The 19,711-nt window shown below is 60.3% G+C and carries 21 protein-coding genes; 11 read left to right on the forward strand and 10 right to left on the reverse strand.

All coding sequences use genetic code 11. The annotated features are described in order from the left end of the window. Positions 1–319 precede the first annotated feature (319 nt). From PMA3_RS22230 to PMA3_RS22245, 4 genes are all read left to right on the forward strand, one after another. A complete protein-coding gene (locus PMA3_RS22230) occupies positions 320–1,333 on the forward strand; it encodes a Bug family tripartite tricarboxylate transporter substrate binding protein (RefSeq protein ID WP_064679202.1) in 1,014 nt (337 codons plus the stop codon). Positions 1,334–1,386: 53 nt separating this feature from the next. Next, positions 1,387–1,920 (forward strand): tripartite tricarboxylate transporter TctB family protein, encoded by a 534-nt coding sequence (locus PMA3_RS22235; RefSeq protein ID WP_064679203.1) that lies wholly within the window; start codon positions 1,387–1,389, stop codon positions 1,918–1,920. Beyond that, entirely contained in the window at positions 1,917–3,446 is a 1,530-nt protein-coding gene (locus PMA3_RS22240) for a tripartite tricarboxylate transporter permease (protein WP_064679204.1), read from the forward strand. The genes PMA3_RS22235 and PMA3_RS22240 overlap by 4 nt, the downstream gene beginning before the upstream one ends. A gap of 69 nt (positions 3,447–3,515) precedes the next feature. Then, complete coding sequence (locus tag PMA3_RS22245) at positions 3,516–4,460, forward strand: LysR family transcriptional regulator (RefSeq protein WP_064679205.1); 945 nt, start codon at positions 3,516–3,518, stop codon at positions 4,458–4,460. Positions 4,461–4,598: 138 nt separating this feature from the next. On the opposite strand, the gene PMA3_RS22250 is transcribed toward PMA3_RS22245, so the two are convergent. Continuing rightward, a complete protein-coding gene (locus tag PMA3_RS22250; RefSeq protein WP_064679206.1) occupies positions 4,599–5,537 on the reverse strand; it encodes an aspartyl/asparaginyl beta-hydroxylase domain-containing protein in 939 nt (312 codons plus the stop codon). Positions 5,538–5,764: 227 nt separating this feature from the next. After that, positions 5,765–6,739, reverse strand: a complete 975-nt coding sequence (cysK, locus tag PMA3_RS22255) for a cysteine synthase A (protein ID WP_064679207.1) — start codon at positions 6,737–6,739, stop codon at positions 5,765–5,767. Between the two features lie 96 nt (positions 6,740–6,835). Here cysK and PMA3_RS22260 point away from each other — a divergent pair, with 96 nt between their 5' ends. Next, positions 6,836–7,942: a DUF748 domain-containing protein gene (locus PMA3_RS22260; protein ID WP_448145309.1), complete on the forward strand. Its 1,107-nt coding sequence runs from the start codon at positions 6,836–6,838 to the stop codon at positions 7,940–7,942. On the opposite strand, the gene PMA3_RS22265 is transcribed toward PMA3_RS22260, so the two are convergent. Both PMA3_RS22265 and PMA3_RS22270 read right to left on the reverse strand, forming a co-directional pair. Then, entirely contained in the window at positions 7,939–8,439 is a 501-nt protein-coding gene (locus PMA3_RS22265; RefSeq protein ID WP_064679209.1) for a DUF2442 domain-containing protein, read from the reverse strand. The genes PMA3_RS22260 and PMA3_RS22265 overlap by 4 nt on opposite strands. Beyond that, complete coding sequence (locus PMA3_RS22270) at positions 8,427–8,657, reverse strand: DUF4160 domain-containing protein (protein WP_064679210.1); 231 nt, start codon at positions 8,655–8,657, stop codon at positions 8,427–8,429. The genes PMA3_RS22265 and PMA3_RS22270 overlap by 13 nt, the downstream gene beginning before the upstream one ends. Before the next feature lie 204 nt (positions 8,658–8,861). Here PMA3_RS22270 and PMA3_RS22275 point away from each other — a divergent pair, with 204 nt between their 5' ends. Then, positions 8,862–9,707, forward strand: coding sequence for an AAA family ATPase (locus PMA3_RS22275; RefSeq protein ID WP_064679211.1), 846 nt, complete (start codon positions 8,862–8,864; stop codon positions 9,705–9,707). Between the two features lie 33 nt (positions 9,708–9,740). Beyond that, positions 9,741–10,919, forward strand: a complete 1,179-nt coding sequence (locus tag PMA3_RS22280; RefSeq protein WP_064679212.1) for a vWA domain-containing protein — start codon at positions 9,741–9,743, stop codon at positions 10,917–10,919. A 134-nt stretch (positions 10,920–11,053) separates the two neighbouring features. On the opposite strand, the gene PMA3_RS22285 is transcribed toward PMA3_RS22280, so the two are convergent. Beyond that, positions 11,054–11,980: a 5-oxoprolinase subunit C family protein gene (locus tag PMA3_RS22285; protein WP_064679213.1), complete on the reverse strand. Its 927-nt coding sequence runs from the start codon at positions 11,978–11,980 to the stop codon at positions 11,054–11,056. Continuing rightward, entirely contained in the window at positions 11,977–12,681 is a 705-nt protein-coding gene (pxpB, locus tag PMA3_RS22290) for a 5-oxoprolinase subunit PxpB (RefSeq protein WP_064680782.1), read from the reverse strand. The genes PMA3_RS22285 and pxpB overlap by 4 nt, the downstream gene beginning before the upstream one ends. A 234-nt stretch (positions 12,682–12,915) precedes the next feature. On the opposite strand from pxpB, the gene PMA3_RS22295 reads away from it, so the two are divergent. Further along, complete coding sequence (locus PMA3_RS22295; protein WP_064679214.1) at positions 12,916–13,830, forward strand: LysR family transcriptional regulator; 915 nt, start codon at positions 12,916–12,918, stop codon at positions 13,828–13,830. Between the two features lie 35 nt (positions 13,831–13,865). Here the strand turns inward: PMA3_RS22295 and PMA3_RS22300 are convergent, their stop codons facing one another. The 3 genes from PMA3_RS22300 to PMA3_RS22310 are packed head-to-tail and all read right to left on the reverse strand — an operon-like array spanning position 13,866 to position 15,727. After that, positions 13,866–14,408, reverse strand: coding sequence for a DUF2937 family protein (locus PMA3_RS22300; RefSeq protein WP_064679215.1), 543 nt, complete (start codon positions 14,406–14,408; stop codon positions 13,866–13,868). Between the two features lie 12 nt (positions 14,409–14,420). Next, positions 14,421–15,197, reverse strand: coding sequence for a class II glutamine amidotransferase (locus PMA3_RS22305; protein WP_064679216.1), 777 nt, complete (start codon positions 15,195–15,197; stop codon positions 14,421–14,423). A gap of 32 nt (positions 15,198–15,229) precedes the next feature. Next, a complete protein-coding gene (locus PMA3_RS22310; protein ID WP_064679217.1) occupies positions 15,230–15,727 on the reverse strand; it encodes a hypothetical protein in 498 nt (165 codons plus the stop codon). A 212-nt stretch (positions 15,728–15,939) separates the two neighbouring features. Here PMA3_RS22310 and PMA3_RS22315 point away from each other — a divergent pair, with 212 nt between their 5' ends. Further along, on the forward strand, positions 15,940–17,994 hold the full coding sequence (locus PMA3_RS22315; protein WP_064679218.1) for a S9 family peptidase: 2,055 nt from the start codon (positions 15,940–15,942) through the stop codon (positions 17,992–17,994). Between the two features lie 57 nt (positions 17,995–18,051). Here the strand turns inward: PMA3_RS22315 and PMA3_RS22320 are convergent, their stop codons facing one another. Then, the gene (locus PMA3_RS22320) at positions 18,052–18,342 is read right to left on the reverse strand and encodes a hypothetical protein (RefSeq protein WP_064679219.1); all 291 of its coding nucleotides are present in this window, start codon (positions 18,340–18,342) and stop codon (positions 18,052–18,054) included. Between the two features lie 96 nt (positions 18,343–18,438). Here PMA3_RS22320 and PMA3_RS22325 point away from each other — a divergent pair, with 96 nt between their 5' ends. Further along, positions 18,439–19,125, forward strand: a complete 687-nt coding sequence (locus PMA3_RS22325) for a spermidine synthase (RefSeq protein ID WP_064679220.1) — start codon at positions 18,439–18,441, stop codon at positions 19,123–19,125. Positions 19,126–19,174: 49 nt separating this feature from the next. After that, the gene (locus PMA3_RS22330) at positions 19,175–19,546 is read left to right on the forward strand and encodes a YajD family HNH nuclease (protein WP_064679221.1); all 372 of its coding nucleotides are present in this window, start codon (positions 19,175–19,177) and stop codon (positions 19,544–19,546) included. The last annotated feature ends 165 nt before the right edge of the window (positions 19,547–19,711 follow it).

A 19,711-nucleotide genomic window follows, 5' to 3' on the forward strand; every position in this document is an offset into this window, starting at 1 on the left:
TGACGAGCACTATCGAAGGCACAGTGATAACCGTCCAATCAAAACTTGAAATAAGGCGATAGCCTTGGGTTATGTCAAACCCTGATTTCAGGTGGCTTGCGGGGTATTGCGCCTATGCCGACTTTCCACTCAAATGGCTCTGGCGCGGGACTCCTGGCGAGACAGGCGATTTAGATCGTGGCGACCTATAACCCCAGGCTATCGGCGTATGTATTGTTTTGACTAGACGCGCAGGCACTGTCTTCCCACACTCACTCCAGGCTTGCAGCTTTCACCACCGACAAGTCATTTATAACAACTACAAAAACGAGGCCCTTCCATGCGAAATGCATTCGTCCGTCGCACGTCCCGTCTGGCTCTTGGTTGCACACTGGTCGCAGCAGGGATCCTCCCGGCTCTGGCTCACGCCTGGCAACCGGACAAGAACGTCGAAATCGTCGTCGCCGGTGGCCCCGGTGGCGGTACCGACCAGCTCGGTCGCCTGATCCAGTCGATCATCACCACTCACAAGTTCCTCGACGTCAACACCATCGTCCTGAACAAAGGCGGCGGCAATGGCGCCGAAGCCTTTCTCGACCTGAAAATGAACAAGGGCGATCCGGAAAAACTGGTGATCGGCACCAACAACATCTACCTGTTGCCGCTGGTGTCCAAGCTCGGTTATCAATGGCAGGAACTGACCCCGGTAGCGGCCGTGGCCGAGGATGACTTCATTCTCTGGAGCTACAAAGGCGCACCGTGGAAAGATGCCAAGGGCTTCTACGAAGCCGCCAAGGCCGACCCGTCGAAACTGCGCATGGGCGGCAGCCAGTCCAAGGATGTCGACCAGACCCTGACCCTGCTGTTGAACCAGACCAACAACAGCAAACTGGTGTACATCCCGTTCAAGAGCGGCAGTGAAGCCGCGACCCAACTGGCCGGCAAGCACATCGCCGCCAACGTCAACAATCCCAGCGAAAGCATCAGCCAATGGCGTGGCGACCAGGTCGAGCCGCTCTGCGTGTTCAGTAAGGAGCGCATGAGTTATACCGAGAAAGTCGCCGGCGAAAAATCCTGGGCCGACGTTCCGACCTGCCATGAACAGGGCCTGGGCATCGATCAGTACCGCTTCCCGCGCACCGTGTTCATGCCCGGCGAAGTCACCGCCGAACAGCGCGCGTTCTATGTCGAGTTGATGCGTAAAGTCACCGAGACCCCGGAGTTCAAGGCCTACGTCAAGCAGAACGCGCTGGTGCCGACTTTCCTCGAAGGCGAGCCACTGACAGCCTACATCGAAAAAGACACCGCACGCGTTACCCCGGTGTTCAAAGAAGCCGGCTGGCTGAAAAACTGAGTTGACCGCGGCCGTCCGCCTGCGCACGGCCGCCACCTGCTGGAGGTGCTTTCATGTCCCAATCTTCGGATTCACCGGCGCTGGTCGGTACCCGCTGGGTCGAACTCGGTCTGACACTCTTCACCACGCTGATCGGCGTGGTGGTGATGTACGGCAGCGTCGAACAGGGTATCGGCTGGGGCGATTCCGGCCCCGAGCCGGGTTACTTCCCCTTTTACATCGGCCTGCTGTTAAGCGCCGCGAGTGTAGGCAACGGCGTATTGACCCTGGTGCGCTGGAAAGCGCTAAGCATCTCATTCGTCAGCCGCAGTGCGTTCAGGCAAGTGCTGTCGGTGTTCATCCCGATTGCGCTGTTCGTGGCGGCCATGCCGTTCACCGGTATTTACGTGGCCTCGGCCTGCTTCATCGCCTGGTTCATGTGGCATGACAAAACCCGCGTCAAACCCTATGGCAAGTTGATGATCGCTTCTATATCCCTCGGTGCAGTCCTCGCCAGCTACCTGATTTTCGCACTGTGGTTCAAGGTCCCGCTGGATGCCGGCCCTGTAGGCGACTGGATTGCCCTGGCCGGGAGACATTTCAAATGAGCGAGTTCGATTCCCTGCTGCAAGGCATGAACCTGATCCTGACCCCCGGCCATATCGGCCTGATGGTGATCGGCGTGCTGCTGGGCATTCTGGTCGGCGTATTGCCCGGCCTCGGCGCCCCCAATGGCGTGGCGTTGCTGCTGCCGCTGACGTTCACCATGTCGCCGGTGTCGGCGATCATCCTGTTGTCGTGCATGTATTGGGGCGCGCTGTTCGGCGGCTCGATCACCTCGATCCTGTTCAACATACCCGGTGAGCCCTCATCGGTGGCGACCACCTTCGATGGCTACCCGATGGCCCGCGAAGGCCGCGCCGCCGAAGCGCTGACCGCGGCCTTCAGCTCGGCGCTGATCGGTGCGCTGGCCGGGGTATTGTTGCTGACGTTCCTGTCGACGCGGATTGCCGAATTCGCCATGTCCTTCAGTTCGCCGGAGTTCTTCGCGGTGTACCTGTTGGCGTTCTGCACCTTCATCGGCATGAGCAAGAACCCGCCGCTGAAAACCGTGGTGGCGATGATGATCGGTTTCGCCATGGCCGCAGTCGGCATGGACACGGTCTCGGGCAACCTGCGCCTGACCTTCGACCAGCCGACCCTGATGACCGGCATCAGCTTCGAAGTGGCGGTCATCGGCCTGTTCGGCATTGGCGAAATCCTTTGCACGGTCGAGGAAGGCCTGGTGTTCCGCGGCGAGCATGCGCGCATCACCCCGATGGTCATCCTGCGTACCTGGGCCAAATTGCCCCGTTACTGGTGGACCATTGTGCGCAGCACCCTGGTCGGCTGCTGGATGGGCATCACCCCTGGCGGGCCGACAGCTGCATCCTTCATGAGCTACAGCCTGGCGCGACGTTTTTCAAAGAACCGCGAGAACTTCGGCAAGGGTGAACTCGAAGGTGTGATCGCCCCGGAAACCGCCGACCATGCGGCCGGGACCAGCGCGCTGCTGCCGATGTTGACCCTGGGCATTCCGGGTTCGGCCACCGCCGCCGTGATGCTCGGCGGGTTGATGATCTGGGGCCTGCACCCTGGCCCGACGCTGTTCGTCGAGCAACATGACTTCGTCTGGGGCCTGATCGCGAGCATGTACCTGGGCAACGTGGTGAGTCTGATCGTGGTGCTGGCCACCGTGCCGCTGTTCGCGTCGATCCTGCGCATTCCGTTCTCGATCATTGCACCGATCATCATCATGGTCTGCGCCATCGGGGCCTACTCGGTGCACAACTCGTTCTTCGACGTGGTATTGATGCTCGGCTTCGGTGCGCTGGGTTATCTGTTCAAGAAACTCGGTTACCCGATCGCACCGCTGGTTCTGGCCGCGGTACTGGGGGACAAGGCCGAAGATGCTTTCCGTCAGTCGATGCTGTTCTCCGACGGTCACATCGGGATCTTCTGGTCGAACCCGTTGGTGGGCGGCCTGACCACGGCAGCGCTGCTGATGCTGTTCTGGCCACTGATTTCCAAAGCGCTGCAAACCCTGATGGGCCTGCGCAAACCCCAGCTCGCCAAGCCAAAATCGGTGCTGTGATACAGCAATGCTGGCAACGCCTGACATTTGTTGTCAGGCTTGCCGCAGTCCTTTTTCGCGAGCGCGGCCATGACCCGAATTCCCGTTGCCAATGTGATCCACAGTCGCCTGCGTCTGCGCCAGCTACGGCTGATGCTGGCGTTGCAGGAATTCGGCTCGTTGCGCCGGGCCGCCGACCACATCGGCATGACCCAACCGGCAGCGACCAAGATGCTGCACGAAGCCGAGGACCTGCTGGGTGTGGAGCTCTTCGAGCGGCTGCCCCGGGGCATGCGCTCCACCCCGTTCGGAGAAACCGTCACCTATTACGCACGCATGGTGTTCGCCGAACTCAGCGGCATGCGTGAAGAGCTGGTCGCACTCGAATCTGGCAACCTGGGCCGGGTTGCGGTCGGCGCAATTCCGGCGCTGGCTTCAGGGTTGTTGACCCGCACCATTGCCACGTTGAAACAAAGTCATCCACGGTTATCCATGAGCATCCAGGTCGACACCAGCGACGTACTGGTGCAGGCGCTGTTGCAGGATCAACTGGATATCGTGCTGGGGCGGATTCCGGCGGGTGCGCGGGCCGAGGAATTACTGTTCGACAGCTTGGGTGAAGAAGCGCTCTGCGTGATTGCCGGTGCGCAAAATCCCCTGGCGAAAGAAAAGCAATTGAGTTGGGCGGAACTGCAGAACATGACATGGGTGCTGCAGCAGCATCCAAGCCCGATGCGCGCGATCATCAATCAGGTGTTCCACAACGCGCGGGTCGACATCCCCAGCAGCATTGTCGAAACCACCTCGATCATGACCTTGCTGTCATTGATTCAGCAGACCGACATGCTCGGCGTAACACCGGTGTCGGTGGTCGAGGACTATCCGGGCCGTGATCTGCTGGCCGTGTTGCCGATCAAGTTCGAAGCCCGGTTGCCGCCCTATGGGCTGATCACCCGGCGTCATCGCATTCAGTCGTCGGCGATGCAGGCGTTCATGAATTCAGTGCGGGCGGAACATGCGCGGGTGTTGGCGTAGGAGCGAGCTTGCTCCGGGCGGCGTTCCGACGAAAATTTCAAGGGCGACGCTCTGATTCAGGAATTACGCGTCATCGTTAACGTCCATCGCGAGCAAGCTCGCTCCTACAGGGGACCGTGTTTGATTCGGGAATATGCATCAACCAAACAACCAATACCCCAACAACGTCAAGACAACGACCGCCAATACTGGCCGCATTACGCGGTATGCCTTGGGGTTACGACGCTTCCACTGTCTGATCCCGCCACTGAACCTGTCACCGAAGTGCTTGGTCCGGGCATAGGCCTGGTTGATCCCGCCAACCCGTTCGTCATCCAGGTTCTGCGGTGCGGTGGCGCGGCCCAGAAAGCCACTGACCCAACGGTTGATACGGGTCATGAAGCGGTTACTCAGCGGACGTTCGACATCGCAGAACAGGATGACCCGGGGCATTTGCGTTTCGTTCTTGACCCAGTGCACATACGTCTCGTCGAACATCACGTCCTCGCCATCACGCCAGGCGTAAATCTGACCATCGACGAAAATGCGGCAGTCGTCGGAGTTAGGCGTCGACAGCCCCAAGTGATAACGCAGGGAGCCGGCAAACGGGTCGCGGTGCGGGTTGAGGTGACTGCCGCCCGGCAGCAAGGCAAACATGGCGCCTTTGACGATGGGAATGCCACTGAGCAGGGCCACGGTTTTCGGGCACAGGGTTTGTGCCGAGGGCAGCGGTTTGTCATACCACTTGAGATAGAAACGCTTCCAGCCCTTCTTGAAGAACGAGCCGAACCCCGCATCGTTGTTCTTCTTGGCAGCCCGGATGTAACCCTCGTCGAACAGGTGCATCGCTTCGTCGCGGATGACTTCCCAGTTGTCCTTGAGTACATCCAGTTCGGGGAATTTTCTGCGGTCCAGATAGGGTCTGGACGGCACGCTGGAGAACAGGTACATCAAGGCGTTATAGGGGGCAAACAGCGCCGAGTGGTTGACGAACTGACGCAGGACCGGCAACCGCGCCTTGCCGCGCAAATGCACATAAAGAGTACTGCCCAGAAACAGCAGCAACAGCGACGCCTTCGCGGCAAGGGAAAAGGTCATCAGCAACTCCTTGATAGTCGACAACTCTGCACAACGCCATTTACCCAGCGTTGCAGCCGGCATGATAAACACTACCGGCGTCGGGAAAACCTGCAAGAATCAACATTCACTGTTGAGGAATATGCAACAAAGCACTTCTAACACAAGGCTCCTGAACGGGGGCTGACCTGAGTCATCCCCCCCCTTTTCACAAGATTGAAAGATCGCAGCCTGCGATCGTTCGATTGTTACTGCTGAGTCTCCTGCTCGGTAAACAGATCACTGAACAACATGCTCGACAGGTAGCGCTCGCCGGAGTCGGGCAGGATCACCACAATGGTCTTGCCCTGCATTTCAGGGGTTTCTGCCAGTCGGACCGCTACAGCCATCGCCGCGCCAGAGGAGATCCCGCACAAAATCCCTTCTTCCTGCATCAAACGCAGGGCCATGGCCTTGGACTCTTCATCGCTGACCAGCTCGACCCGATCGACCATCGACAGGTCCAGATTTTTCGGCACGAACCCGGCCCCGATACCCTGGATCTTGTGCGGGCTTGGTTTGATCTCCTCCCCGGCCAGGGCCTGGGTGATGACCGGCGATGACACCGGCTCCACGGCCACCGAAATGATCGGTTTGCTCTGGGTATTCTTGATATACCGCGAAACCCCGGTAATGGTTCCACCTGTTCCAACGCCAGCCACCAATACATCGACCGCACCATCGGTATCGTTCCAGATTTCCGGGCCAGTGGTTTTCTCGTGAATGGCCGGGTTGGCCGGGTTGTCGAACTGCGCGGGCATGAAATAGTTGGACGGGGCGCTGGCAACAATTTCAGCTGCTTTCTCGATCGCACCCTTCATGCCCTTGGCCGGTTCAGTCAAGACCAGCTCTGCGCCGAGGGCCTTGAGCACTTTGCGTCGCTCGATACTCATGGAGGCCGGCATGGTCAGCATCAACTTGTAACCACGCGCCGCGGCAACAAACGCTAGCCCGATACCGGTATTGCCCGACGTCGGCTCGACGATGGTCATGCCCGCTTTGAGTTTGCCGGAGCTTTCGGCGTCCCAGATCATGTTCGCGCCGATCCGGCACTTGACCGAATAACCAGGGTTGCGCCCCTCGGTCTTGGCCAGGATGGTCACGCCGCGCGGGGCGATGCGGTTGATCTGCACCAGCGGCGTATTGCCGATGGAATGGGCGTTGTCAGCGAAAATACGGCTCATGGCTGGGTCCTTGTACAGCGTTGAATAAGCCCTCCAAGGTAAGCCTGTTGCCTGTGGTCGTCCAGTCAGTCGAACGTCCTGTTACAACAACAGTCAATGGCTTTACACCGCCAGAGATTTGCCATCATGAAACGGAGATACCGTTGGCCGCTGTGGATGCTAGCCGGCCTGGTCGTGCTGCTGGTTGCCCTGCATTTCGCCCTGCCCTACATGGTGCGCAACTACCTGAACGACAAGCTGGCGGACATGGGCGACTACCGTGGCCAGATCGTCGATGTAGACCTGGCCCTGTGGCGCGGCGCTTATAAAATCAACGGGCTGAAAATCGTCAAGGTCGACGGCAAGGTCCCGGTGCCCTTCGTCAACGCGCCGCTGATCGACCTCTCCGTCAGTTGGCACTCGCTCTGGTACGACCACGCGGTGGTGGCCGAGGTGCAGTTCATCAAGCCGGAAGTGAACTTCGTCGACGGCGGCGCCAACAAGCAAAACTCCCAGACCGGCCAGGGCACCGACTGGCGGGCGCAACTGGGCAAGTTGCTGCCGATCACCTTGAACGAAGTGCGCATCAACGACGGCAAGATCAGCTTTCGAAATTTCAATTCGAAACCACCCGTCAACATGAACGCCACCCAGGTCGACGCCAGTATCTATAACCTGACGAACGTGGCCGACACCGAAGGAAAACGCGACGCTCGCTTTGAAGGCAAGGCGATGTTGCTGGGACACGCGCCCCTGGAAACCACCGCCACCTTCGACCCGTTGAGCAATTTCGAAGACTTCGAGTTCCGGCTGCGGGCGAGGAACATCGAACTCAAACGCATGAACGACTTCGCTTCAGCCTATGGCAAGTTCGATTTCAACGCCGGTCATGGGGATGTGGTGATCGAGGCGCAGGCCAAAAAGGCAAAATTGACGGGTTACATCAAACCGCTGTTGAAGGATGTGGACGTGTTCAATTGGCAGCAGGACGTCGAGAACAAGGACAAGGGGATTTTCCGTTCCATCTGGGAGGCCATCGTCGGCGGCTCCGAAACCGTACTGAAAAACCAGGGCAAGAACCAGTTTGCAACCCGCGTCGAACTGAGTGGCAATGTGCATCGGCAAGATATCAGCGCGTTCCAGGCGTTTTTACAGATTTTACGCAATGGTTTCGTTCAGGCGTTCAACGCCCGGTATGAACGACCGAAGCCCGATGCGGGTTAAGGTTTGCGCGTGACGGTATAGCGACCGGTCTCCTCAGCCGCTCGCGCCGGGTCTCGCTGCTGCAGAAAATCCCAGCCCAGACACGCCAGGGCCAACGACCGCGGCACCGCTTCACGGCCACTGCTGTAGCGGGTGATGCTTCGTGCACTGACACCCAGCGCCTCGGCAGCCTGATTGAGCGCTAACCCGGTGCGAGCGCGCCAATCGATGAAAATCCGGGTGTTTTCGTCCGAAGCGTTTTGTGCCAGGGCATCCAGGTAGAGCGTGTCCGCGCCAATCTGGATATCCAGTTCAGGCCACTCGACACTCCAGCCATCATCGCCCAGGGTTGCACCTTCGAAAGCGCCGGACTCCAGCAAGGACTGCAAGCCTGGATAGGCGCGCAGGTCACGACTCAAATCGAGGGTCAGTTGCTGACCGTCGATAAAGGTCAGTGCGAGGCGATAATCTGGCAATGACTGCACGACCGACAGCCGCGGGCGTTTCATGGGTAACATCGTTTCCAGTCCTCCAACAATTGCACTTGATGAGCCCTTACCCACTCCAGCGCTTCCTTGATGATCAGCGGCGGCGCCTGGCCCACCAACACTTCGACGGTTTCCAGGCTCAACATCACATCCAGCCCGCCACCGGTAAGGTGGACATGGGGAGGCGGATGATCCTTCTCGCGCAACTGGATGCGGTACTTATCGCGAAATCGATATTTAGTAGACATGCCCGGCACGCTATCGCCAAAATGGCGATAGCTCAATACTGGCCCGGAGCCGAGACTGAGTCAAGATGTGACGCCCCATTCAGAGACTGAATAGGCCGTCTGCGTTCACAGTGGCCCGGGCACCGCGTTATAGTCGGGGTACTACACATTATTGCGCCCCGCCCTGCCTCGTTCAGGTCGGCGTTAACGTTCGAGGATTAGCAGATGAAGTTCGAAGGCACCCAGGCCTACGTTGCCACCGATGACCTGAAGCTGGCGGTCAATGCCGCCATTACCCTGGAGCGTCCGCTGCTGGTCAAGGGCGAACCGGGCACCGGCAAGACCATGCTCGCCGAGCAACTGGCCGAGTCCTTCGGCGCCAAGCTGATCACCTGGCACATCAAGTCCACCACCAAGGCGCATCAGGGCCTGTACGAGTATGACGCGGTCAGCCGCCTGCGCGATTCGCAGCTGGGCACGGAAAGGGTCCACGACGTTCGCAACTACCTGAAAAAGGGCAAGCTCTGGGAGGCTTTCGAGTCCGAAGAGCGGGTGATCCTGCTGATCGACGAGATCGACAAGGCCGACATCGAGTTCCCGAACGACCTGCTGCAAGAACTCGACAAGATGGAGTTCTACGTTTACGAGATCGACGAGACCATCAAGGCCAAGAAGCGTCCGATCATCATCATTACCTCCAACAACGAAAAAGAGCTGCCGGACGCTTTCCTGCGCCGTTGCTTCTTCCACTACATCGCTTTCCCGGATCGCGTCACGATGCAGCGGATCGTCGACGTGCACTACCCGAACATCAAGAAGGACCTGGTCAGCGAGGCGCTGGATGTGTTCTTCGACGTGCGCAAGGTGCCGGGCCTGAAGAAAAAGCCGTCGACCTCCGAACTGGTGGACTGGCTGAAGCTGCTGATGGCCGACAACATCGGTGAAGCGGTGCTGCGCGAGCGCGATCCGACCAAGGCCATCCCACCGCTGGCCGGTGCCCTGGTGAAGAACGAACAGGATGTGCAGTTGCTGGAGCGTCTGGCGTTCATGAGCCGTCGCGGCACTCGCTGATCCCTCTGTTTAACCAGATAGAGGGCGATAGCCATGCTGCTCAACCTGTTCAATGAAATGCGCGCAGCCAAGGTGCCGGTCTCGGTGCGCGAGCTGCTGGACCTGATCAACGCGCTGAAACACCGGGTGACGTTCGCCGACATGGACGAGTTCTATTACTTGTCCCGGGCGATTCTGGTGAAGGACGAAAAACATTTCGACAAGTTCGACCGCGCGTTCGGTGCCTACTTCAATGGCCTGGAAAAACTTGACGACCACCTTCAGGCCTTGATCCCGGAAGACTGGTTGCGCAAGGAATTCGAACGCTCCCTGAGCGATGAAGAGCGTGCGCAGATCCAGTCCCTCGGCGGCCTGGACAAGTTGATCGAAGAATTCAAGAAACGCCTGGAAGAACAGAAGGAACGCCATGCCGGCGGCAACAAATGGATCGGCACCGGCGGCACCAGCCCGTTCGGCTCCGGCGGCTTCAACCCGGAGGGCATTCGGGTCGGCGATGCCGGCAAGCGCCAGGGCAAGGCGGTCAAGGTCTGGGACCAGCGCGAGTACAAGAATCTGGACGATTCGGTGGAACTGGGCACGCGCAATATCAAGGTCGCTTTGCGTCGGCTGCGCAAATTCGCGCGCCAGGGTGCGGCGGAAGAGCTGGACATCGATGGCACCATCGACCACACCGCACGCGATGCCGGGCTGCTGAACATCCAGATGCGGCCGGAGCGGCGCAACACCGTCAAGCTGTTGCTGTTGTTCGACATCGGCGGTTCGATGGACGCCCACGTGAAGATCTGCGAGGAATTGTTCTCGGCCTGCAAGACCGAGTTCAAGCACCTGGAGTACTTCTACTTCCACAACTTCATCTATGAATCGGTGTGGAAGAACAACATGCGCCGGACTTCCGAGCGCACTTCGACCCAGGATTTGCTGCATAAGTACGGCGCCGACTACAAAGTGATCTTCATTGGCGACGCCGCCATGGCGCCCTATGAAATCACCCAGGCCGGCGGCAGCGTCGAGCACTGGAACGAAGAAGCGGGTTATGTGTGGATGCAGCGGTTCAAGGAGAAGTACAAGAAGCTCATCTGGATCAATCCGTATCCCAAAGATACCTGGGGGTATACGTCGTCGACCAATATCGTGCGGGAACTGATTGATGACCAGATGTACCCGTTGACGTTGCGGGGGCTGGAAGAGGCGATGCGGTTTCTTTCCAAGTAATCCTGGTTGTCTGGTCGGACGCCATCGCGGGCAAGCCCGGCTCCCACAGGGATTGATGTCGTTCACACAATATGTGAACCACCCCAGTCCCTGTGGGAGCGGGCTTGTCGGATCGCCGCACCGCCGCGATGCTTTTAGCTGTTTGAAAACTGCTGCAAATACTCGACTTGTTGGCGATGCGCCACCTCCTGCACCACCGGCCTCAATCTCACCTTTGATCCGGGCAAACACTGCGCCAGTCGCGCCAGCGCCAACGGCGATAACGCCCCCAACCGCGGATACCCGCCGATGGTCTGCCGATCATTGAGCAACACGATCGGCTGCCCGTCCGGTGGCACCTGGACCGCGCCCAGCGGGATGCCTTCGGAAATCATGGGTTTGCCCTGGTACTCCAACGCCGTTCCCAGCAAGCGAATGCCCATGCGATCGGCACGGCTGTCGAGGGTCCAGACGCTGTTGAACGCGTCGAACAGACTCTGCCCGCTGAACTCACCGATCTGCGCGCCGAGCACCAGGTCAAGCGGCGCAGCGAGATTGAGGTCCGGCCGCTGATCGGCAGGCAACTCCCGCAGCAGCATCAGCGAGCTCCCCGAATAACTCAACGACCGACCCTGGGTCAGCGGGCGCCCCATACCATCCTGACCGCCGAGCTCTTCGCGCACCACCGTCGCCCGGCTGCCCAGGACCTGGGGCGCGTCGAATCCCCCCGGTGCCGCCAGATAGGCCCGCGCGCCGAGTAACGGCTGGGTGAATTGCAGCCGTTGACCTTTGTGCAATCTGAAACTGCGCCACGGCGCCAACGCCTCGCCATCGATTTTCGCCCCCAGGTCTGCGCCACCCAGGGCCAGCACGCAATCCTCTTCGGCCAGCACGCTGAAACCGCCGAGGGTAATCTCGATCACCGGCGCATCCAGCGCATTGCCCAGCAACCAATTGGCCCAGGACATCGAGCGCCAATCCGCCGCGCCGCCCTGGGTCACGCCCAGATGCCGCACACCGAAACGGCCAGCGTCCTGCAACAGGCACAGCGGAGTACTCGTTTCTATCGATAGACGGCTCATGCCTGCGCCTCCAGTGGCGTGTCGTCACCGCCCAGGTTGATGAATTCGGCATGACTGACGGCTTCAAAGCGCACGGTATCGCCCGGTTGCATCAGGCTGTAGCCGTCGCGCTCGCGGTCGAACAATTTGGCCGGGGTCCGGCCGATCAGGTTCCAGCCACCCGGCGACACCACAGGGTAAGCCGCCGTCTGGCGTTCGGCGATGCCGACACTGCCGGCAGCGACCTTTTTACGCGGCGTGCCCAGACGCGGTGCGGCCAGCGCTTCTTCCACCAGGCCCATGAAGGCGAAGCCCGGCGCGAAACCCAAGGCGAACACCTGATACTCGCGTTCGCTATGGCGGCGGATCACTTCATCGACCGCCAATCCGCTGCGCCGCGCCAACAGGCTCAGCTCCGGACCGACACTCAAGTCGTACCAGACCGGCAGCACATGGCATTTGCCAGGGGTGCGGGCGTTGGGCGACAGATCGATCAAGGCTTCGGCAATCAGCTCCCGAGCCTGGGCCGGACTCAGCGCGGTCAGGTCGTAATGCACCATGATCGTTGTGTAGGACGGCACCAGATCGATCAGGTGCCCGGCGAACGCGGCGCGTAGACTCTCGCTGGCAGCGAGCAGCCACGGCATGTTGGCCTCGGCGATTTCATCGAACAGACGCACCATCAGGCAGTCCAGCGCGACCACTTCCACGCGCAGTTTCATGATGCGCCCTGCTGATCGAGTCGATAGCAGGCGATTCACGGTGAATGGAATGGCGGTGGTGTCGGGCGCACTCATGGCAAATCTCCACGCTGGTTTTTATTGGTATTGTTCTGAGCCCCGACGACGCCTATCGTGGGAACCGGATGGCCTGATTCTTGGGCGCAGGGCCCTGCCGCGTCCAACTAATAAAATCCCGCCCTAGACATAAGAAAACTTTATCCACGAGCTGATCCCATGAACCTGAAGTTTCTCGAGACCTTCGTATGGGTCGCCCGACTCAAGAGTTTTCGTCTGACGGCAGACAAGCTCTTCACTACCCAGGCCTCGATCTCCAGCCGAATCGCGGTGCTCGAAGGCGAGCTCGGCGTGAAGCTGCTCCTGCGCGACTCCCGCGGCGTGAGCCTGACGCCCGAAGGCCTGAAAGTGCTCGACTATGCCGAGCAGATGATGGACACCATGCAGGCGCTCAAACAGTCGATCGAGACGCGCTCGAGCAAGACCGGACGGGTGCGGATCGGCGTGATGGACACGGTGATTCACACTTGGCTGAGCCCGTTGGTGGCCCGGATGATGGATCACTATCCGCTGGTAGAGATCGAACTTGTGGCCGATACAGCGCTCAACCTCTGCGATCAGCTGCAAAAAGGTTTTCTCGATCTGATCCTGCAAACCGACCTGTTGCGCCAGGAAAGTGTGCGCAGCCTGGAGCTGGCCAGTCACCCGATGGGCTGGATCGTTGCCAGTAACTCGATCTACAACCGCGAGTATTCCGGCGTGGCCGATCTGGCGCACGAGCGGATCATTACCTATTCGAAGAACTCCCATCCGCACCAGGAGGTTCTCGCGTTGATGCAGGCCAATGGCGTGATGGCGCCAAGGCTGAACTGCGTGAATTCAGTGTCGGCGATCACCCGGTTGCTGCGCGACGGCTTCGGCATTGGCGCGCTGCCGCCGGTGTTGGTCGCGGAGGAACTGGCGCGGGGAGAACTGACCTTGCTGGCCATCGAGCAACGACCGCCGAATCTGCAGGTGGTGGTGTCGTGGCGAACCGGGGTGGAGTGGGTCGAGGAGATTGTGGCGTTGTGTCAGCAGGTGTTGGCGGCGTATGCCCGCAAGGTGGGAGAGGATTACGTCGTCCTGGCCAGATAGCTGCGGGTATGCAGGAAGCCTGGTGGCGAGGGGGCCTAAAGGCCCCGCACATCCCGGTCTTCAATCGGCCGGCTCTGGCGCAGGCGTTTGCCGCCCAGCACCACCCAGTCGATCAGCCGGAACAGGCATTCAATGCCAAAGGACAGCAACAGCGCGCCGCTCATGCCCCAGATCATCGCTTCGGGGGTCAGCAGGATCTGGTAGCTGTAGCCATTCCAGGTTTCCTTGCGAATATCCGGATCGGCCGCCAGGACCACCTGCAGGAAGCGGATATACCACGGCCCCTGCATGGCCTGGAACTGTTTATCGAGGGCCTGTCGACGGGTCAGCAGGGTGTTCAGGCTGTCGGCGTCACTGCGAAAAATCGGGTCTTCGCTGGCGCGGTAATGGGCCACCAGCGCCTGGATGTCACCCTTGAAAAACTGATTCGCCGTGCCCTGGAAACCGCTCAGGCCGGTCTGCGCCTCGATCAGGTGCGCTTCGACCCGTTTGGCGTAATCGCTGATGAACCCCGGCACCTGGACACCGATCAACAGGCCCGCCGCAAACAACACCAGCCGTAGGTAACTGAGCAACATGCTTGAGTGTCCTTATTCGGTCTTGCCCTGGCTGACGCATTCACCGCGCCGCCACAGGCTCCATTGGCCCGGTTCGTAGCGGGTCCAGGTTTCGTTTTCGGTCAAGGGTTCGGTGGCAATCACCGTGACCACGTCGTTGGGCGTGGTTTCGGCCTGGAAGTCGACGATCACATCGACATCCTTCAGGCGCGCCGGGCCGAACGGTGCGCGGCGGGTGATCTGCGCCAGTTTGGTCGAGCAATAGCAGAACAGCCAGTCGCCGTCGCTGAGCAGGCAATTGAACACCCCTTTGCTGCGGTATTCGGCGCACGCGGCCACCAGGTCCGGCAGCAGTTCTTCGACTTCCACCGGTTCCGGGAAGGCGGCACGCACCCGATTGAGCAGGTCGCAAAACGCCGCTTCGCTATCGGTATCGCCGACCGGGCGGTAGAAACTGGTGATGGGTTGAAAGTCCGCCAGTTGGCCGTTGTGGGCGAAACACCAGTTGCGCCCCCATAACTCGCGCACGAACGGATGGGTGTTGGACAGGCAGACCTTGCCGACGTTGGCCTGGCGGATGTGCCCGATCACCACTTCGCTCTTGATCGGATAGCGCTGCACCAGGTTCGCGACTTCCGATTCGCAGCTCGCTGCCGGGTCCTGAAACAAGCGCAGGCCTCGGCCTTCATAGAAGGCGATGCCCCACCCGTCGCGGTGCGGACCGGTGCGGCCGCCGCGCTGCATCAGCCCGGTGAAGCTGAACACGATATCGGTCGGGACATTGGCGCTCATGCCCAATAACTCACACATGTTCTGACTCTCGATTCAATGCAGGGGCAAGGTTACAAACGCGGTTCGACCCGCAAACGCTGAGGGTTGCTCGGCACCGGCGGGCGACCGTAACGATCGTCGCCGGCACCGCCGAAAGGCTGGTCTTCTTCAGGTTCGTCGGTCCTGGCCGCGGCTTGGGCGGCGGCCGCCTGGTCCTTGCGAGCGTTGGCGCTGCGCTCGATCATGAAACGGATCGCCACGAACACCAGGTAGAGGCCGAACGCGAGGATGCTATACATGAACAGGTCGGAAATCGCCCGCCAGGCGTTGTTGCCGACCTTGAACAACAGATCCAGGGCCGTGATGGCGATAGCCGGGGCGACCTTTTCCTTCACCGGGTCGATGATGGTCGGGCTGAACAGCAACACGACCATCAGCAGCCGCAGCGGCTCACGCAGCCAGCGCCACATCCAGCGGGTCATGCGCATCCACACTAACAGGCAGCCTAAAGCGGCGAAGGCGTAGAGGCCCCAAGCGATCAGATAGTCGTTCTCGGTCATGGTGTCCATGGCAAGGCAGGCAAAGAGGCGCTTATAGTAACGACTTTTCGCCCATCAGGCTTGCTCCCTGTAGGAGCGAGGCTTGCCCGCGAAGAACGATAACGCAGTGCGACAGATACACCGCAGCGCTCGGTTCGCCGGCAAGCCTGGCTCCTACAGGGGCTGCAGGGCACCAGACATTGCCCGCAAACCCTATTCCGCACATTGCACGAGAGCCCTTCATGCCCCTATCCGCCAACGTTTCCAACGCCCCGATCGCCCGCAAGGCCGAAGGCGATGACCCGTATGCCTGGCTCCAGGACCGCGACACCGACTCGGTGCTCGACTACCTGAAAGCGGAAAACCATTATCAAGAGGCGCAAACCGCCGATCAGGCCGGGCTGCGCGAGACCCTGTTCGAAGAGATCAAGGGCCGGATTCTCGAAACCGACCTGTCGCTGCCCTCCCCCTGGGGGCCGTACCTGTATTACACGCGCACCACGGCAGGTGACGAATACGCCCGTCACTACCGCTGCCCGCGCCCGGCCGACGACAGCCTGCAGCTCGACGAAAGCCATGAGCAACTGTTGCTGGACCCGAACGAACTGGCCAAGGGCGGCTTCTTTTCCCTGGGCGCGTTCAGTATCAGCCCGGACCACCAACGCCTGGCGTACAGCATCGACTCCACGGGCGATGAGATTTTCACGCTGTTCGTGAAGGAATTGTCCAACGGTCGTGTCAGCGAACTGGAATTCCAGGACTGCGACGGCAGCATGACCTGGGCCAACGACAGCCTGACGCTGTTCTTCGGCGAACTGGACGACACCCACCGCCCGCACAAACTGTACCGCTATCGACTCGATGGCACGGCGGCCGAAGAAGTGTTCCATGAACCGGACGGTCGATTCTTCATGCACTGCTACCGGTCCAGTTCCGAGCAGCAATTACTGCTGTCCCTGGGCAGCAAGACGACCAGCGAAGTCTGGGTGCTTGACGCGTTTCAGCCGCAGCAGGGCTTTGCCTGCGTAGCGCCGCGGGTTGAAGACCATGAATACGATGTCGACCATGGTGTGCTCGACGGTGTCTGGACCTGGTTCATTCGCACCAATCGCGACGGCATCAACTTTGCCCTGTACACGGCCGTCGATACCGGCGTCGCGCCAACCCTGGCCGACTGGCAGAACCTGATCCCCCACAGCGACACCACGATGATTGACGGCATGAGCCTGAATGCCGAGGCCATGACCCTGAGCCTGCGGGTCGGTGGCTTGCCGGTGATCGAAGTGCATCCGCAAGACCTGCCGAGCTACCGTGTGCAACTGCCGGATGCGGCCTACAGCCTTCACGTGCAGAACAGCCTGGAATTCGTCAGCGACAGGATTCGCCTGCGTTACGAAGCGTTGAACCGTCCGGCGCAAATCCGCCAGCTGGGACTGGCCACCGGCGAGCAGAAAGTCCTCAAGCAAACTCCGGTACTGGGCCCGTTCGATGCCGACGCCTATGTCAGCCAGCGTCTGTGGGCGACGGCGCCCGACGGTACGCAAGTGCCGATCAGCCTCGTCGTCAAACGCGAAGCCCTCGGAAAGCCGACGCCCCTTTATTTGTACGGCTACGGTGCGTATGGCGAAAGCCTCGACCCGTGGTTCTCCCACGCGCGCCTGAGCCTGCTGGATCGTGGCGTGGCGTTTGCCATCGCTCACGTGCGGGGTGGCGGTGAGCTGGGCGAAGCCTGGTATCGCGCCGGCAAACAGGAACACAAGCACAACACCTTCAGCGACTTCATCGCCTGCGCCGAGCACTTGATCGACAATGGCTTCACCACATCGAGGCAACTGGCGATCAGCGGCGGTAGCGCCGGTGGATTGCTGATCGGCGCCGTCCTCAACATGCGGCCGGAGTTGTTCGGCGCAGCGATTGCCGAAGTGCCGTTCGTCGACGTGCTCAATACCATGCTCGACCCGGATCTGCCGTTGACCGTCACCGAGTACGACGAGTGGGGCAATCCACAGGAAGCGGACGTCTATGAGCGGATCAAGGCTTACGCCCCGTACGAAAACGTCACCGCGCAGGCTTATCCGGCGACCCTGGTGATTGCCGGCTACAACGACAGTCGCGTGCAGTACTGGGAAGCGGCCAAGTGGGTGGCCAGGTTGCGTGCGACCAAAACCGACACCAATCCCCTGTTGCTCAAGACCGAATTGGGCGCCGGGCACGGCGGGATGAGCGGGCGGTACCAAGGGTTGCGTGACGTCGCACTCGAATATGCATTTGTTTTTAAAGTCTTGGGCATTGCCTGAGAAAACTGGCCCTGTTGCCCGATCTCGGACCAGGGCGGACGGCCAATCGTCCTCGCTTTAACCGCCCGGCGACTTGATCTTGGTGCCGTTCTGCTCAAGCCCCGGCAACGTCTGGTCCTTGGGCGGGTTGGGCATTTCGATCGGCGGCAACAACGGCGGACCGCCACTGCCGGGTCCGGCCTTGGGCACGCTGATCGGGGTGATTTGCGGGTATGGCGTCGGCGTCGCGGTGCCCGGCGACCCGGGCAATGGCCCGGGGCTGGTGGGAATGGTGGGTTGTTCCTGGGCCTGCACTGCAGTTATCGAGAGCGCGGCCAGGGCAATGACCGTTAGAATGGTGCGCTTCATCAATGGCTCCGTTGGCCTTGTGTCTTTTTGCAGGCTACTCTCAACCGCCGCTGTTTGCCTGCCCCTGATTGTCGAATTCCCCTCAAGAGTGCCCCAATGAAACGTTTCGTCCTGCTCGACACCACTCCGATTCCTGAAAATGGCGGTGCCTTGTGCCTGTTTGAATACGGTGAGGATTTCGTCATCAAGATTCAGGGAGGCGATGGCGGGCAGTTGATGAACACGCGCATGCACGGGTCCGAAGATGCACTGGCCGAGATCCCGTGCCGCAAGGTCGCCGGGCGGCCGGCTTCACGGGTGCTGATCGGCGGCCTGGGCATGGGCTTCACGCTCGCCTCGGCCCTCAAGCATCTGGGCAAGACGGCTGAAGTGGTGGTCGCCGAACTGGTGCCCGGTGTGGTTGAGTGGAACCGTGGCCCCTTGGGCGAGAAAGCCGGCAACCCACTGCTCGACCCGCGCACGGTGATCCGCATGGAAGACGTGGCCAAGGTGCTGCAAGCCGAGCCACAGGGCTTCGATGCGATCATGCTCGACGTCGACAACGGCCCCGAAGGCCTGACCCAGAAGGCCAACAGTTGGCTCTACTCCGCTGGAGGCCTGAGCGCATGCGCCAAGGCCCTGCGCCCCAAAGGCGTGCTGGCGGTGTGGTCGGCCAGCGCTGACCGGCAGTTTTCCGACAAGCTGAAAAAAGCCGGCTTCAAGGCCGAGGAAGTGCAAGTCTTCGCCCATGGCAACAAAGGCACCCGCCACACCATCTGGATTGCCGAGAAGCTCAAGGGCTGAGCTAAACTGGGCTCATAACCGTCATTAGTCTTTTTACAAAGGTGAACCCATGAGTTCGTCCACCCCAACCAATACATCGAAGCTGGACCGCATCCTCGCCGACAACCAGCGCGACAAGGAAATGGGTTACCGCGACAAGGCCCTGAAGATGTACCCGCATGTGTGCGGCCGCTGCGCCCGCGAGTTCTCTGGCAAGCGCCTGAGCGAACTGACCGTGCATCACCGCGACCACAACCACGACAACAACCCGCAGGACGGTTCCAACTGGGAACTGTTGTGCCTGTATTGCCACGACAATGAACACTCGCGGTATACCGACCAGCAGTACTTTGGTGAAGGCTCGCTGAGCTCGCCGAAGATCGCCAAGGCGACGCATAACCCGTTTGCGGCGTTGGCTGGGCTGATGAAGAAAGACGAGTAATATCTTCAGCGCCTGAACCGGCCCCTTCGCGAGCAAGCTCGCTCCCACAAGGTTCTGCGGTGTAAGCAAAATTTGTGATCCACATCAATCACTGTGGGAGCTTGCTCGCGAAGGGGCCGGTTCAGGCACCACAAGTTTCAATCTGACCACCCCTCCCCCAATCCC

It is taken from the genome of Pseudomonas silesiensis (assembly GCF_001661075.1).
GTDB classification, from domain to species: Bacteria; Pseudomonadota; Gammaproteobacteria; order Pseudomonadales; family Pseudomonadaceae; genus Aquipseudomonas; species Aquipseudomonas silesiensis.

What these genes read in the sequence shown, in the direction of transcription:
- cysK (WP_064679207.1), bottom strand. Translation starts at nt 6,739, where the DNA reads ATGAGCCGTATTTTCGCTGACAACGCCCATTCCATCGGCAATACGCCG.
- PMA3_RS22300 (WP_064679215.1), bottom strand. Translation starts at nt 14,408, where the DNA reads ATGTTGCTCAGTTACCTACGGCTGGTGTTGTTTGCGGCGGGCCTGTTG.
- PMA3_RS22260 (WP_448145309.1), top strand. Translation starts at nt 6,836, where the DNA reads ATGGCTTTACACCGCCAGAGATTTGCCATCATGAAACGGAGATACCGT.
- PMA3_RS22275 (WP_064679211.1), top strand. Translation starts at nt 8,862, where the DNA reads ATGAAGTTCGAAGGCACCCAGGCCTACGTTGCCACCGATGACCTGAAG.
- PMA3_RS22320 (WP_064679219.1), bottom strand. Translation starts at nt 18,342, where the DNA reads ATGAAGCGCACCATTCTAACGGTCATTGCCCTGGCCGCGCTCTCGATA.
- PMA3_RS22230 (WP_064679202.1), top strand. Translation starts at nt 320, where the DNA reads ATGCGAAATGCATTCGTCCGTCGCACGTCCCGTCTGGCTCTTGGTTGC.
- PMA3_RS22265 (WP_064679209.1), bottom strand. Translation starts at nt 8,439, where the DNA reads ATGTTACCCATGAAACGCCCGCGGCTGTCGGTCGTGCAGTCATTGCCA.
- PMA3_RS22315 (WP_064679218.1), top strand. Translation starts at nt 15,940, where the DNA reads ATGCCCCTATCCGCCAACGTTTCCAACGCCCCGATCGCCCGCAAGGCC.
- PMA3_RS22285 (WP_064679213.1), bottom strand. Translation starts at nt 11,980, where the DNA reads ATGAGCCGTCTATCGATAGAAACGAGTACTCCGCTGTGCCTGTTGCAG.
- PMA3_RS22305 (WP_064679216.1), bottom strand. Translation starts at nt 15,197, where the DNA reads ATGTGTGAGTTATTGGGCATGAGCGCCAATGTCCCGACCGATATCGTG.
- PMA3_RS22280 (WP_064679212.1), top strand. Translation starts at nt 9,741, where the DNA reads ATGCTGCTCAACCTGTTCAATGAAATGCGCGCAGCCAAGGTGCCGGTC.
- PMA3_RS22250 (WP_064679206.1), bottom strand. Translation starts at nt 5,537, where the DNA reads ATGACCTTTTCCCTTGCCGCGAAGGCGTCGCTGTTGCTGCTGTTTCTG.
- PMA3_RS22240 (WP_064679204.1), top strand. Translation starts at nt 1,917, where the DNA reads ATGAGCGAGTTCGATTCCCTGCTGCAAGGCATGAACCTGATCCTGACC.
- PMA3_RS22330 (WP_064679221.1), top strand. Translation starts at nt 19,175, where the DNA reads ATGAGTTCGTCCACCCCAACCAATACATCGAAGCTGGACCGCATCCTC.
- PMA3_RS22310 (WP_064679217.1), bottom strand. Translation starts at nt 15,727, where the DNA reads ATGGACACCATGACCGAGAACGACTATCTGATCGCTTGGGGCCTCTAC.
- PMA3_RS22245 (WP_064679205.1), top strand. Translation starts at nt 3,516, where the DNA reads ATGACCCGAATTCCCGTTGCCAATGTGATCCACAGTCGCCTGCGTCTG.
- PMA3_RS22235 (WP_064679203.1), top strand. Translation starts at nt 1,387, where the DNA reads ATGTCCCAATCTTCGGATTCACCGGCGCTGGTCGGTACCCGCTGGGTC.
- pxpB (WP_064680782.1), bottom strand. Translation starts at nt 12,681, where the DNA reads ATGAAACTGCGCGTGGAAGTGGTCGCGCTGGACTGCCTGATGGTGCGT.
- PMA3_RS22270 (WP_064679210.1), bottom strand. Translation starts at nt 8,657, where the DNA reads ATGTCTACTAAATATCGATTTCGCGATAAGTACCGCATCCAGTTGCGC.
- PMA3_RS22295 (WP_064679214.1), top strand. Translation starts at nt 12,916, where the DNA reads ATGAACCTGAAGTTTCTCGAGACCTTCGTATGGGTCGCCCGACTCAAG.
- PMA3_RS22325 (WP_064679220.1), top strand. Translation starts at nt 18,439, where the DNA reads ATGAAACGTTTCGTCCTGCTCGACACCACTCCGATTCCTGAAAATGGC.